The following is a 13,086-nucleotide window of genomic DNA, read 5'->3' on the forward strand; positions in this document are numbered from 1 at the left end:
CTCATGAGCACTGCCCTGCCCACTCCGTCCGACGGTGGCACTCCCGTGGTTCCCCCTGTGGTCGACCCTGTGGTCGACCCCCTCGTCCACTCCCCGACACCACCCTCCGGCAGTCCCGCGGACCCCCCCGAGAGCGCGACGGCGACCGTCGTCCTCGGCGAGGCGGAGATCGCCCGGGCGCTGACCCGCATCGCGCACGAGATCCTCGAGCGCAACAAGGGCGGCCAGGACGTGGTCCTGCTCGGCATCCCGACGCGCGGCGTCCCGCTGGCCCACCGGCTCGCGGCGCGCATCGCCGACGTGGAGCCCGGCCTCGACGCCGAGCAGCTCGTCGGCAGCCTCGACGTGACGATGTACCGCGACGACCTGCACCAGCAGCCGACCCGGACGATCGGCGCGACGCACGTACCGGGCGACCTCGAGGACAAGGTCGTCGTGCTCGTCGACGACGTGCTGTTCTCGGGCCGCACGATCCGCGCGGCGCTCGACGCGATCTCCGACCTGGGCCGCCCGCGCGCGGTGCAGCTCGCGGCGCTCGTCGACCGCGGCCACCGCGAGCTGCCGATCCGCGCGGACTTCGTCGGCAAGAACCTGCCCACCTCGCTGTCGGAGCGCGTGCGCGTGCTGCTGAGCGAGCGCGACGGCCGCGACGCGGTCCTGATCGAGGGTCCGGCGCACGAGTCGCCGGCGCCGACGCAGGGAGGTGCGGCGTGAGGCACCTGCTGTCCGCGGGCGACCTGACCCGCGACGAGGCGGTCCTGATCCTCGACACGGCCGGCCAGATGGCCGCCACGCAGGCGCGAGAGATCAAGAAGCTCCCGACGCTGCGCGGCCGCACGGTCGTCAACCTGTTCTTCGAGGACTCGACGCGGACGCGCATCAGCTTCGAGACGGCCGCGAAGCGCCTGTCGGCGGACGTCATCAACTTCTCGGCCAAGGGCTCGAGCGTGTCGAAGGGCGAGTCGCTCAAGGACACCGCGCTGACGCTGCAGGCCATGGGCGCGGACGCGGTCGTCATCCGCCACCAGGCGAGCGGCGCGCCGCACACGCTCGCGACGTCGGGCTGGACGCACGGCGCGGTGGTCAACGCCGGCGACGGGACGCACCAGCACCCCACGCAGGCGCTGCTCGACGCCTACACCCTGCGCCGGCACCTCGTCGGCGCGGGCGGCACGCAGGACGCGACCGGGCGCGACCTCGACGGCCTGCACGTGACGATCGTCGGCGACGTGCTGCACAGCCGCGTCGCGCGCTCGAACGTGCAGCTGCTGCACACGCTCGGCGCGCGCGTCACGCTCGTCGCGCCCCCGACGCTCGTGCCCGTGGGCGTCGAGGCGTGGCCGTGCGACGTGAGCTACCGCCTGGACGACGTGATCGCCGACGGCAAGCCCGACGCGGTCATGATGCTGCGCGTCCAGCGCGAGCGGATGTCGAGCGCGGGCGGCGGCTTCTTCCCGAGCCCGCTGGAGTACACGCGGGGCTACGGCCTCGACGCGCGCCGCCTCGACGCGCTGCCGGAGCACGCGGTCGTGCTGCACCCGGGCCCGATGAACCGGGGCCTGGAGATCTCCGCGGACGCGGCGGACAGCCCGCGTGCCGTCATCGTCGAGCAGGTCGCGAACGGCGTCGCGGTCCGCATGGCGGTGCTGTACCTGCTGCTGGCGGGTGGGCAGCCCACGCCCGCTGCCGGCCAGCCCCTCTCGAACAGGAGTGCCGAGTGACCACGTACCTGCTGCGCGACGTCTCCCCGCTGGGCGGGGACCGCACGGACGTCCTGCTCGCCGACGGCGTCGTGGCGCAGATCGGCGACGGGCTGGAGGCGCCGCAGGACGCGGTCGTCGTCGACGCCGCGGGCCTGGTGGCGCTGCCCGGTCTCGTCGACCTGCACACCCACCTGCGCGAGCCGGGGCGGGAGGACGCCGAGACCATCGCGACGGGCACGCGCGCCGCGGCCGTCGGCGGGTTCACCGCGGTGCACGCCATGGCGAACACGTCGCCGACGCAGGACACCGCGGGCGTCGTCGAGCAGGTGTGGCACCTCGGGCGCCGCGCGGGCTGGGTCGACGTGTTCCCCGTCGGCGCTGTCACCGTCGGCCTCGAGGGCGAGCGGCTCGCCGAGCTCGGCGCGATGGCCGACTCGGCCGCGCGCGTGCGCGTGTTCTCCGACGACGGCAAGTGCGTGCACGACCCGGTGGTCATGCGCCGCGCGCTCGAGTACGTCAAGGCGTTCGACGGCGTCGTCGCGCAGCACGCGCAGGAGCCGCGACTGACGGCCGGCTCGCAGATGCACGAGGGCGTCGTCTCGGCCGAGCTCGGGCTCGCGGGCTGGCCCGCGGTCGCCGAGGAGGCGATCATCGCGCGCGACGTGCTGCTCGCCGAGCACGTGGGCTCGCGGCTGCACGTGTGCCACCTGTCGACCGCCGGCTCGGTCGAGATCGTGCGCTGGGCCAAGTCGCGGGGCATCGACGTCACGGCCGAGGTCACGCCGCACCACCTGGTGCTGACCGACGAGCTCGCGCGCGGGTACGACCCGATCTACAAGGTCAACCCGCCGCTGCGCACGCAGGCGGACGTCGAGGCGGTGCGCGAGGGCCTCGCGGACGGCACGATCGACATCGTCGCGACCGACCACGCGCCGCACCCGCGCGAGGACAAGGACTGCGAGTGGGCCGCGGCCGCGTTCGGCATGACCGGCCTGGAGACCGCGCTGTCCGTCGTGCAGGAGACGATGGTCGACACCGGCCGCATGACATGGGCGGACGTGGCGCGGGTCCTGTCGACCGCTCCCGCGCGCATCGGGCGCGTCGACGACCGGCACGGCCGACCGATCGCGGTCGGCGAGCCGGCGAACCTCACGCTCGTCGACCCGGCCGCGCGGCGCGTCGTGCGCCCCGAGGCGCAGGCCACCAAGTCGGTGAACTCCCCGTTCCGCGGGCGTGAGCTGCCGGGCGTGGTCGTCGCGACGTTCCTGCGCGGTCGGGCGACCGTGCTCGACGGCGTGCCGCGCGACGACGACGCGGCGGTGGCGCGGTGAGCCCGCGCCAGTCCGTCACGGCAGTCGTCCTCCTCGTCGTCGTGGTGCTCGTCTGGTGGGGGATGCGCGCCGGCTGGGAGCACCGACGACGACGCACGCAGGACGTGGTGCCCACGATCCCCGCGGTGCGCGACGACCTCGGGGCGCTGCTCGCCGGGCCGTTCGAGGCGGTCTACGTCTCGACGACGCTCGCGGGCGACTGGCTCGAGCGCGTCGTGGCGAACGACCTCGGTGTGCGCAGCCGGGCCGAGGTCAGCGTGCACGCGACCGGGGTGCTCGTGCGGCGCACCGGGGCGCACGACGTGTTCGTCCCGCGCGAGTCGTTGCGCGGTGCCGGGCGCGCGTCCGGGATCGCCGGCAAGGTCGTCGGTCGCGACGGCCTCGTCGTGGTGAGCTGGCTGCCGCCCGGCGCGCCCGACGACCGCGGCCTCGACACCGGACTGCTGCCGCGCCACGCGGCCGACCGCGACGCCCTGCTGGCCGCGGTCGCCGCCCTCGAGACCCAGAACCCCGCCGCGCCGAGCGGCAACCAGGAGACGCCATGACCGAGACCACCACCCCCACGCCGACCACCGCCGCCACGGGCGTCCGTGTCCCGGCGCGCCTCGTCCTCGAGGACGGCCGCAGCTTCGCGGGCCACGCGTTCGGCGCCCGCGGCACGACGCTGGGCGAGATCGTCTTCAACACCGGCATGACCGGCTACCAGGAGACGCTGACCGACCCGAGCTACCACCGCCAGATCGTCGTGATGACCGCGCCGCACATCGGCAACACCGGCGTCAACGACGAGGACCCCGAGTCGGGGCGCATCTGGGTGGCCGGGTACGTCGTGCGGGACCCCGCGCGGGTGCCGTCGAACTGGCGCTCGCGCCGGTCGCTGGACGACGAGCTCGCGGCGCAGGGCGTCGTGGGCATCTCTGGCCTGGACACGCGTGCCCTCACGCGCCACCTGCGGGAGCGGGGCGTCATGCGCGCCGGGATCTTCTCGGGTGACGCGCTGGGCGACAAGACCGACTCGGAGCTGCTCGAGGAGGTCCTGACCGCGCCCGCGATGGTGGGCGCCGACCTCGCGGGCGAGGTCACGACGAGCGAGCCCTACGTGGTCGACGCGCTCGACGAGGACGGCTCGCCGCTCGCGCAGCCGCGTGCGGTCGTCGCCGCGGTCGACCTCGGCATCAAGGCCATGACGCCGCAGCGCATGGCGGAGCGCGGCATCCGCGTCCACGTGCTGCCCTCGACGTCGACGATCGAGGACGTCCTCGCGGTCGAGCCCGACGGCGTGTTCTTCTCCAACGGCCCGGGTGACCCCGGCGCCGCGACGCACGAGATCGAGCTGCTGCGCGACGTGCTCGACCGCCGGATCCCGTTCTTCGGCATCTGCTACGGCAACCAGCTGCTGGGCCGTGCGCTCGGGTTCGGCACGTACAAGCTGGGCTACGGCCACCGCGGCGTGAACCAGCCGGTCGTCGACCGCGCCACGGGCAAGGTCGAGATCACCGCGCACAACCACGGCTTCGCGGTCGACGCGCCGCTCGACGGCGAGACCGTCGCGCCGCACGACGGCGGTCGGTACGGGCGCGTCGTCGTGTCGCACGTCGACCTCAACGACGACGTGGTCGAGGGTCTGCGGGCGCTCGACCTGCCGGCGTTCTCGGTGCAGTACCACCCCGAGGCCGCGGCCGGCCCGCACGACGCCGCGTACCTGTTCGACCGCTTCCTCGACCTCATGCACTCGACCACGAAGGGCGCCGCCTGATGCCTCGCCGCACCGACATCTCCAGCGTCCTGGTCATCGGGTCCGGCCCGATCGTCATCGGCCAGGCGTGCGAGTTCGACTACTCGGGCACGCAGGCGTGCCGCGTGCTCAAGGAGGAGGGCCTGCGCGTCGTCCTCGTGAACTCGAACCCGGCCACGATCATGACCGACCCCGAGTTCGCGGACGCGACGTACGTCGAGCCCATCACGACCGAGGTGCTGACCTCGATCATCGCCAAGGAGCGCCCGGACGCGATCCTGCCGACCCTCGGCGGGCAGACCGCGCTCAACGCGGCGATCGCGCTCGACGAGGCGGGCGTCCTGGCGAAGTACGACGTCGAGCTCATCGGCGCGAACATCCCCGCGATCCAGAAGGGCGAGGACCGCGAGCAGTTCAAGCAGGTCGTCGAGGTGTGCGGCGGCGAGTCCGCGCGCTCCGCGATCGTGCACACGATGGACGACGCGCTCGCCGCGGTCGAGGACCTCGGCTACCCGGTGGTCGTGCGCCCGTCGTTCACGATGGGCGGCCTGGGCTCGGGCATCGCGTACGACGAGGAGGACCTGCGCCGGATCGTCGGGCAGGGCCTGCACTACTCGCCGACCACCGAGGTGCTCCTCGAGGAGTCGATCCTCGGCTGGAAGGAGTACGAGCTCGAGCTCATGCGCGACAAGCACGACAACGTCGTGGTCGTCTGCTCGATCGAGAACGTGGACCCGGTCGGCGTGCACACGGGCGACTCGGTCACCGTCGCGCCCGCGTTGACGCTCACGGACCGCGAGTACCAGAAGCTGCGCGACATCGGCATCGCGGTGATCCGCGAGGTCGGCGTCGACACCGGCGGCTGCAACATCCAGTTCGCGGTCGAGCCGACCACGGGCCGCGTCGTCGTCATCGAGATGAACCCGCGCGTGTCGCGCTCGTCGGCGCTCGCGTCGAAGGCCACGGGCTTCCCGATCGCGAAGATCGCCGCGAAGCTCGCGGTGGGGTACACGCTCGACGAGATCCCGAACGACATCACGGGCTCGACGCCCGCGAGCTTCGAGCCGACGCTCGACTACGTCGTCGTGAAGGTCCCGCGGTTCGCGTTCGAGAAGTTCCCGGCCGCCGACGCGACGCTCACGACGACCATGAAGTCCGTCGGCGAGGCCATGGCGCTGGGCCGCAACTTCACCGAGGCGCTCGGCAAGGCGATGCGCTCGATCGACAAGAAGGGCTCGGTGTTCCACTGGGCGGGCGAGGCGCCGTCGGGGGACGAGCTCGACGCGCTCGTCGAGAGCATCGCGCGTCCCACCGAGCACCGGTTGATCGACGTGCAGCAGGTGCTGCGCGCGGGCGTGAGCGTCGAGAAGGTCTACGAGCGCACGGGCATCGACCCGTGGTTCCTCGACCAGCTCGTGCTGATCAACGAGGTCGCCGAGGAGACCCGCACGGCGCCTGCGCTGACGCGCGACGTGCTCGAGCACGCCAAGCGGCACGGCCTGTCCGACGTGCAGGTCGCGCAGCTGCGCGGCACCACCGAGGACGCGGTGCGCGGCGCGCGCCACGCGGTCGGCCTCCGCCCGGTCTACAAGACGGTCGACACGTGCGCGGCCGAGTTCGCGGCGCTCACGCCGTACCACTACTCGACGTACGACGAGGAGAGCGAGGTCGCCCCTCGCGAGCGTCCGGCGATCCTCATCCTCGGCTCGGGTCCGAACCGCATCGGCCAGGGCATCGAGTTCGACTACTCGTGCGTGCACGCCGCGCTCACGCTCAAGGGCGAGTACGAGACCGTCATGGTCAACTGCAACCCCGAGACCGTGTCGACGGACTACGACACGTCCGACCGCCTGTACTTCGAGCCGCTCACGTTCGAGGACGTGCTCGAGGTCTACACCGCGGAGCTCGCGGCCGGTCCGGTCGCGGGCGTCATCGTGACGCTCGGCGGCCAGACGCCGTTGTCGCTCGCGCAGCGCCTGCAGGACGCGGGGCTGCCGATCCTCGGCACCGCGCCGGACGCGATCGACGCCGCCGAGGACCGCGGCGAGTTCGGCAAGGTGCTCGAGGCGGCCGGCCTGCCCGCGCCCGCGTTCGGCACCGCGACCACGCTCGCCGGCGCGCGGGACACCGCACGCCGGATCGGCTTCCCGGTGCTCGTGCGCCCGTCGTACGTCCTGGGTGGCCGCGGCATGGAGATCGTCTACGACGAGGCGCACCTCACCGAGTACGTCGAGCGCGCGCTCGAGAACGCCGCCGACGGCGGTCGTGCGGGCACGCTCTCGCCGCTGCTGATCGACCGGTTCCTCGACGACGCGATCGAGATCGACGTCGACGCGCTGTTCGACGGCGAGGAGCTGTTCCTCGGCGGCGTGATGGAGCACATCGAGGAGGCCGGCATCCACTCCGGCGACTCGGCGTGCGTGCTGCCGCCCGTCACGCTCTCGCTGGCCGAGCTCGAGCGGATCCGCCTCTCGACCGAGGCGATCGCCCGGGGCGTCGGGGTGCGCGGGCTGCTCAACATCCAGTTCGCGCTCGTGAGCGACGTGCTCTACGTGCTCGAGGCCAACCCGCGCGCGTCGCGCACCGTGCCGTTCGTGTCGAAGGCGACGGGCGTCTCGCTCGCGAAGGCCGCGGCGCACGTCATGACGGGCAAGACGATCGCGCAGCTCAAGGCCGAGGGCCTGCTCCCGGCCGCGGACGCCTCCGTGCTCGACCTGGAGGCGCCGATCGCCGTCAAGGAGGCCGTGCTGCCGTTCAAGCGGTTCCGCACGGGCGAGGGGCACGTGGTCGACACGGTGCTCGGGCCGGAGATGCGCTCGACCGGCGAGGTCATGGGCTTCGACACCGACTTCCCGACGGCGTTCGCGAAGTCCCAGGACGCGGCGTTCGGCGGCCTGCCGTCGTCGGGCAAGGCGTTCATCTCGGTCGCGGACCGGGACAAGCGCTCGATCGTGTTCCCGGTCAAGCGCCTCACGGAGCTCGGCTTCGAGATCCTCGCGACCGAGGGCACCGCGACGGTGCTGCGCCGCAACGGCATCCGCTCGACGGTCGTGCGCAAGCACTCGGCGGGGCGCGGCGCGGCCGGCGAGCCGACGATCGTCGACCTGATCGTCGCGGGCGAGGTCGACATGATCGTCAACACGCCGTCCGGCCAGGGCGCGCGTGCCGACGGGTACGAGATCCGCGCGGCCACGGTCGCGGCGGACAAGGCGCTCGTCACGACGGTCCAGCAGCTCGGTGCTGCCGTGCAGGCGATCGAGGCGGCCCAGGCGGGCCCGTACGCGGTCACGAGCCTGCAGGAGCACGAGAGCGCGACGGTGGCCCGCCGCGAGGCGGTCACCGCGTGAGCGCGACGGGGGAGCGGGCGCCCTTCGGGGCTCGGCTCGCGGACGCGATGGCCGCGCACGGTCCGCTGTGCGTCGGCATCGACCCGCACGCGAGCCTGCTCGACGCGTGGGGCCTGCCCGACGACGCCGAGGGGCTGCGCCGGTTCGCGCTGACCGTCATGGAGGCCGTGGGCGGCCGCGTGGCGGCGGTCAAGCCGCAGGCGGCGTTCTTCGAGCGCCACGGCTCGCGCGGGCTCGCGGTGCTCGAGGAGGTCGTCGCGGCGGGGCGCGAGACGGGCACGCTCGTCGTCGTCGACGCCAAGCGCGGGGACATCGGCTCGACCATGGGCGCGTACGCGGACGCGTTCCTGCGCGACGGCTCGCCGCTGGCGGGCGACGCGCTCACGGTCTCGCCGTTCCTCGGGTTCGGCTCGCTCGCGCCCGCGGTGGACCTGGCGCTCGCCACGGGGCGCGGCCTGTTCGTGCTGTGCCTCACGTCGAACCCCGAGGGGCGCGACGTGCAGCACGCGGTGGCGCCGGACCCGGCGACGGGTGCACCGCGGTCCGTGGCGGCCGCGGTGGCCGCGCAGGCCGCCGCGCTCAACCAGGGAGCGCAGCCCCTCGGGTCGATCGGCCTCGTGGTCGGCGCGACCGTCGGCGACGCCGCGCAGGTCACCGGCACCGACCTGCTGGCCGTCAACGGCCCGTTCCTCGCGCCGGGCGTGGGCGCGCAGGGCGCCGGTCCCGACGAGCTGCGCGCGGTGTTCGGTGACGCGCGCGGACGCGTGCTGGCGTCCTCCTCGCGCGGCGTGCTGCGTGCCGGGCCCGACGTGGCGGCCCTGCGGGACGCCGCCCTGACGGCCGCTCAGGAGGCCGCGACGGCGTTGAGCTGACCCGACCGGAGGGGGAGCCGAACCACTCGGCGAGCGGGGTGCGTCCGCGGGGGCCGCGCACCTCGCTCGTCGTCGTGCCCGGCGCGGGCCGTTCCCGCAGGTCGCGGGTCCGTCTTGTCGGGCGTGTTCACATTGCCGACCCCTGAGGCGGTCGCTAGGTTCACAGGTGCGGCCCGCGATCACGCGGGCGCCGGTCCGGTCAGGGGGCGGGCTCAACGCCCCACGTCCGCTCCGTTCAGGCAGCTGGGCTGGTGAAGCTCTGGATGAGAAGGTGACGCGCGTGGCACTCCCTCCGCTGACTCCCGAACAGCGCGCTGCAGCGCTGCAGAAGGCCGCCGCTGCCCGGCAGGCCCGTGCCGAGGTGAAGAACCGCCTCAAGTACTCCCAGGGCAGCCTCTCCGAGGTCATCGCCCAGGGTCAGCAGGACGAGACGATCGGCAAGCTCAAGGTCGTGTCCCTGCTCGAGTCCCTCCCGGGCGTGGGGAAGGTCAAGGCCCGGGCGATCATGTCCGACATCGGCATCTCCGAGACGCGCCGCGTGCGCGGGCTCGGCCCGCACCAGGTCGACGAGCTCGTCAAGAGGTTCGGCTGAGGTAGGGTCGCGCTGCGTCGTCGGACGTCCGTCAGCGGGCGGTCCGGCGACGCAGCAGCGCATCCCCGAGCGAGGAGTTCTCAGCCGCCATGACGACGACGCCTGCGCGGCTCACCGTGCTCGCGGGACCCACGGCGGTCGGCAAGGGGACGGTCTCGGCCGACGTCCGTGCGCGCTACCCGCAGGTGTGGCTGTCGGTGTCCGCGACGACGCGTGCGCCGCGCCCCGGCGAGGTCGACGGGGTGCACTACCACTTCGTCTCCGCGCAGGAGTTCGACCGCATGGTCGCGGACGGCGAGCTCCTCGAGTGGGCCGTGGTGCACGGGCGCAACCGCTACGGCACGCCGCGCGGACCCGTCCAGGAGCGCCTCGCGGCGGGCGTGCCGACGCTGCTCGAGATCGACCTGCAGGGTGCGCGGCAGGTCCGCGAGACCATGCCGGACGCGCGTTTCGTCTTCCTCGCGCCGCCGTCGTTCGACGAGCTCGTGCGACGCCTCGTGGGCCGCGGCACCGAGGACGCCGAGGAGCGTGAGCGCCGGCTGGCCACGGCGCGCGTCGAGCTCGCGGCGGAGCCGGAGTTCGACCACGTGATCGTCAACGACGACGTGACCCGCGCCACGGACGAGCTGGTGCGCGTCATGGGCGTGGTCCCCGCGTGACCCGCGGGTAGACTGCTCTCAGCTCGTCCCCTGATCCCACCCTCGAACTCGGGAGTTCCTCCGTGTCCGGAACCGTCGCCGCCCCCACGGGCATCACCGACCCGCCGATCGACCAGCTCCTCGAGCGTGCTGACTCGAAGTACGCGCTCGTGCTCTACTCGGCCAAGCGCGCGCGCCAGATCAACGCGTACTACTCGCAGCTCAACGAGGGCCTGCTGGAGTACGTCGGCCCGCTCGTCGAGACGCGTCCGCAGGAGAAGCCGCTGTCGATCGCGATGCGCGAGATCGACAAGGGTCTCCTGACGGTCGAGGCCACCGAGGGCTGAGCCCCACGCCCGTGCGCGTCGTCCTGGGTGTCGCGGGCGGCATCGCCGCCTACAAGGCGGTCCTGCTGCTGCGCCTGCTGCGTGAGGCGGGCCACGAGGTGCGGGTCGTGCCGACGCGCGCGGCCCTCGAGTTCGTGGGGCGTCCCACGTGGGAGGCCCTGTCGGGCCGGCGCGTGACGACGGACGTGTTCGAGGACGTCGACGAGGTCGCGCACGTCGCGATCGGCCAGCACGCGGACCTCGTCGTCGTCGCACCCGCGACCGCGGACCTGCTCGCGCGGGCCGCGACGGGCCAGGCCGACGACCTGCTGACAGCGACGCTCCTGGTCACGCGCGCGCCGGTGCTGCTCGCGCCGGCGATGCACACCGAGATGTGGGAGCACCCCGCGACGGTCGCCAACGTCGCCACCCTGCGCTCGCGTGGCGTGCACGTGCTGGACCCCGCCTCCGGCCGGCTCACGGGCACCGACACGGGCCCGGGGCGGCTCCCGGAGCCCGAGGAGATCGCCGCGGCGGCCCTCGCGCTCGTCGCCGACGCGGGACGACCGGCCGCACCGGCACCCGCACCCACCGTTGCACCCGCGCGCCCCGCCGACCTCGCGGGACGGCACGTCGTCGTGTCCGCGGGCGGCACGCGCGAGCCCATCGACCCGGTGCGGTACCTCGGCAACCGCTCGTCCGGGAGGCAGGGCGTCGCACTCGCGCGAGCCGCTCTCGAGCGCGGTGCGCGTGTGACGCTCGTCGCGGCGAACCTGTCCGTCGCGCCGCCGGCGGGGGCCGAGGTCGTGACGGTCGAGACCGCGGCGCAGCTGCGCGACGCGGTGCGCACGTCCGCCAAGGACGCCGACGTCGTGGTGATGGCCGCGGCCGTCGCGGACTTCCGGCCGGTGAGCCCGGCAGACGCCAAGATCAAGAAGCGCGAGGGCACGGCGGCCCCCACGATCGAGCTGGTCGAGACCGTCGACGTGCTCGCCGAGCTCGCGCGCGACCGCGTCCGCCCTGGTCAGGTCGTCGTCGGCTTCGCCGCCGAGACCGGTGACGCGCAGGGGAGCGTGCTCGAGCACGGCCGCGCGAAGGCGCGGCGCAAGCGCGCCGACCTGCTGGCCGTCAACGCCGTGGGCGACGGCCTCGGCTTCGGCACCGACGACAACGAGGTGACGATCCTCGACGCCGCGGGCGACCCCGTGGCGAGCGCGCGCGGCAGCAAGGACGACGTCGCGCACGCGCTGTGGGACGCCGTCCGCGCGCTGGGCTGAGCGCAGGACGCGTCCCGCACGCGATTACGCTGGTCCCATGACTGATCCCGCGATGCGCCTCTTCACGTCCGAGTCGGTGACGGAGGGGCATCCGGACAAGGTCTGCGACCAGATCTCGGACGCGATCCTGGACGCGATCCTGGAGCAGGACCCGGTCGCCCGGGTCGCGGTCGAGACCATGGTGACCACCGGCCTCGTGCACGTGGCCGGAGAGGTCACCACCGAGGCGTACGTCGAGATCCCGCAGATCATCCGGCAGGTCGTGCGCGGCATCGGCTACACGTCGTCGCACATCGGGTTCGACGGCGAGTCGTGCGGCGTGTCGGTCTCGATCGGGCAGCAGTCGCCCGACATCGCGATGGGCGTCGACAAGTCCATCGAGGTCCGGCAGGACGCCGACGACCACGACGAGCTGGACCTGCAGGGTGCGGGCGACCAGGGCCTGATGTTCGGCTACGCGTCCGACGACACGCCGTCGCTCATGCCGCTGCCGATCTGGCTCGCGCACCGCCTGTCCGAGCGGCTCGCGCGCGTCCGCAAGGAGGGGATCGTCCCCGGCCTGCGGCCCGACGGGAAGACGCAGGTGACGATCGGCTACGAGGGCGACCGCCCGGTCCGGCTCGACGCGCTCGTCCTGTCGACGCAGCACGAGCCCGACGTCCAGCTCGACACGCACCTGCGCCCGGGGATCCTCGAGCACGTGATCCGCCCGGTGCTCGACCAGGTGGACCTCGACACCTCGTCGTACGACCTGTTCGTCAACCCGACCGGCCAGTTCGTCGTCGGCGGTCCGCAGGGTGACGCCGGCCTCACGGGGCGCAAGATCATCGTCGACACGTACGGCGGCTGGGCGCGGCACGGCGGCGGCGCGTTCTCCGGCAAGGACCCGTCGAAGGTCGACCGGTCGGCGGCGTACGCGATGCGGTGGGTCGCCAAGAACGTCGTCGCGGCAGGGCTCGCGCGGCGGTGCGAGGTCCAGGTCGCGTACGCGATCGGCAAGGCGCACCCCGTGGGTCTGTACGTCGAGACGTTCGGCACGGGCGTCGTGGACGACGCGCGGCTCACCGACGCGATCCGGCAGGTCTTCGACCTGCGGCCCGCGGCGATCATCCGCACGCTCGACCTCCAGCGGCCCATCTACCGCCGGACGGCGGCGTACGGGCACTTCGGCCGCGAGCTGCCGGACTTCACGTGGGAGCGCACGGACCGCGTCGACGACCTGCGCGCGGCCGTCGGCTGACACCGCCCGTCGCCCGTGCGGCGGC

Annotated in this window: 12 protein-coding genes; all 12 read left to right on the forward strand. The window is 73.5% G+C overall.

Annotated features, from left to right (window positions below):
* The first annotated feature begins 3 nt into the window (after window positions 1–3).
* The 12 genes from pyrR (at window position 4) to metK (ending at window position 13,061) form a co-directional block, all read left to right on the forward strand.
* Entirely contained in the window at window positions 4–714 is a 711-nt protein-coding gene (pyrR, locus tag F1D97_RS11350) for a bifunctional pyr operon transcriptional regulator/uracil phosphoribosyltransferase PyrR (RefSeq protein ID WP_317618861.1), read from the forward strand.
* Window positions 711–1,721: an aspartate carbamoyltransferase catalytic subunit gene (locus F1D97_RS11355; RefSeq protein ID WP_236120619.1), complete on the forward strand. Its 1,011-nt coding sequence runs from the start codon at window positions 711–713 to the stop codon at window positions 1,719–1,721. Before pyrR ends, F1D97_RS11355 begins: the two co-directional genes overlap by 4 nt.
* Entirely contained in the window at window positions 1,718–3,034 is a 1,317-nt protein-coding gene (locus F1D97_RS11360) for a dihydroorotase (RefSeq protein WP_236120620.1), read from the forward strand. The genes F1D97_RS11355 and F1D97_RS11360 overlap by 4 nt, the downstream gene beginning before the upstream one ends.
* Window positions 3,031–3,579 (forward strand): PH-like domain-containing protein, encoded by a 549-nt coding sequence (locus tag F1D97_RS11365; protein WP_236120621.1) that lies wholly within the window; start codon window positions 3,031–3,033, stop codon window positions 3,577–3,579. The genes F1D97_RS11360 and F1D97_RS11365 overlap by 4 nt, the downstream gene beginning before the upstream one ends.
* Complete coding sequence (gene carA, locus F1D97_RS11370; RefSeq protein ID WP_236120622.1) at window positions 3,576–4,790, forward strand: glutamine-hydrolyzing carbamoyl-phosphate synthase small subunit; 1,215 nt, start codon at window positions 3,576–3,578, stop codon at window positions 4,788–4,790. Before F1D97_RS11365 ends, carA begins: the two co-directional genes overlap by 4 nt.
* Window positions 4,790–8,116 (forward strand): carbamoyl-phosphate synthase large subunit, encoded by a 3,327-nt coding sequence (carB, locus tag F1D97_RS11375; RefSeq protein WP_236120623.1) that lies wholly within the window; start codon window positions 4,790–4,792, stop codon window positions 8,114–8,116. Before carA ends, carB begins: the two co-directional genes overlap by 1 nt.
* Window positions 8,113–8,988: an orotidine-5'-phosphate decarboxylase gene (gene pyrF, locus F1D97_RS11380; protein ID WP_255701573.1), complete on the forward strand. Its 876-nt coding sequence runs from the start codon at window positions 8,113–8,115 to the stop codon at window positions 8,986–8,988. The genes carB and pyrF overlap by 4 nt, the downstream gene beginning before the upstream one ends.
* A gap of 280 nt (window positions 8,989–9,268) precedes the next feature.
* Entirely contained in the window at window positions 9,269–9,580 is a 312-nt protein-coding gene (gene mihF / locus F1D97_RS11385) for an integration host factor, actinobacterial type (protein ID WP_094179986.1), read from the forward strand.
* A gap of 89 nt (window positions 9,581–9,669) precedes the next feature.
* Window positions 9,670–10,239, forward strand: a complete 570-nt coding sequence (gmk, locus tag F1D97_RS11390) for a guanylate kinase (protein ID WP_236120624.1) — start codon at window positions 9,670–9,672, stop codon at window positions 10,237–10,239.
* A gap of 62 nt (window positions 10,240–10,301) precedes the next feature.
* Complete coding sequence (rpoZ, locus tag F1D97_RS11395; RefSeq protein WP_094179988.1) at window positions 10,302–10,565, forward strand: DNA-directed RNA polymerase subunit omega; 264 nt, start codon at window positions 10,302–10,304, stop codon at window positions 10,563–10,565.
* Window positions 10,566–10,576: 11 nt separating this feature from the next.
* Window positions 10,577–11,821, forward strand: a complete 1,245-nt coding sequence (coaBC, locus tag F1D97_RS11400; protein WP_236120625.1) for a bifunctional phosphopantothenoylcysteine decarboxylase/phosphopantothenate--cysteine ligase CoaBC — start codon at window positions 10,577–10,579, stop codon at window positions 11,819–11,821.
* 37 nt (window positions 11,822–11,858) lie between these two features.
* Entirely contained in the window at window positions 11,859–13,061 is a 1,203-nt protein-coding gene (gene metK, locus F1D97_RS11405) for a methionine adenosyltransferase (protein ID WP_236120626.1), read from the forward strand.
* Window positions 13,062–13,086 lie beyond the last annotated feature (25 nt).

This window comes from Cellulomonas palmilytica, assembly GCF_021590045.1.
Taxonomy (GTDB): domain Bacteria; phylum Actinomycetota; class Actinomycetes; order Actinomycetales; family Cellulomonadaceae; genus Cellulomonas; species Cellulomonas palmilytica.

Bases quoted from the DNA above. Each gene is read 5' to 3' on its own strand.
- pyrR (WP_317618861.1), top strand. From the start codon at position 4: ATGAGCACTGCCCTGCCCACTCCGTCCGACGGTGGCACTCCCGTGGTT.
- carA (WP_236120622.1), top strand. From the start codon at position 3,576: ATGACCGAGACCACCACCCCCACGCCGACCACCGCCGCCACGGGCGTC.
- carB (WP_236120623.1), top strand. From the start codon at position 4,790: ATGCCTCGCCGCACCGACATCTCCAGCGTCCTGGTCATCGGGTCCGGC.
- gmk (WP_236120624.1), top strand. From the start codon at position 9,670: ATGACGACGACGCCTGCGCGGCTCACCGTGCTCGCGGGACCCACGGCG.
- metK (WP_236120626.1), top strand. From the start codon at position 11,859: ATGACTGATCCCGCGATGCGCCTCTTCACGTCCGAGTCGGTGACGGAG.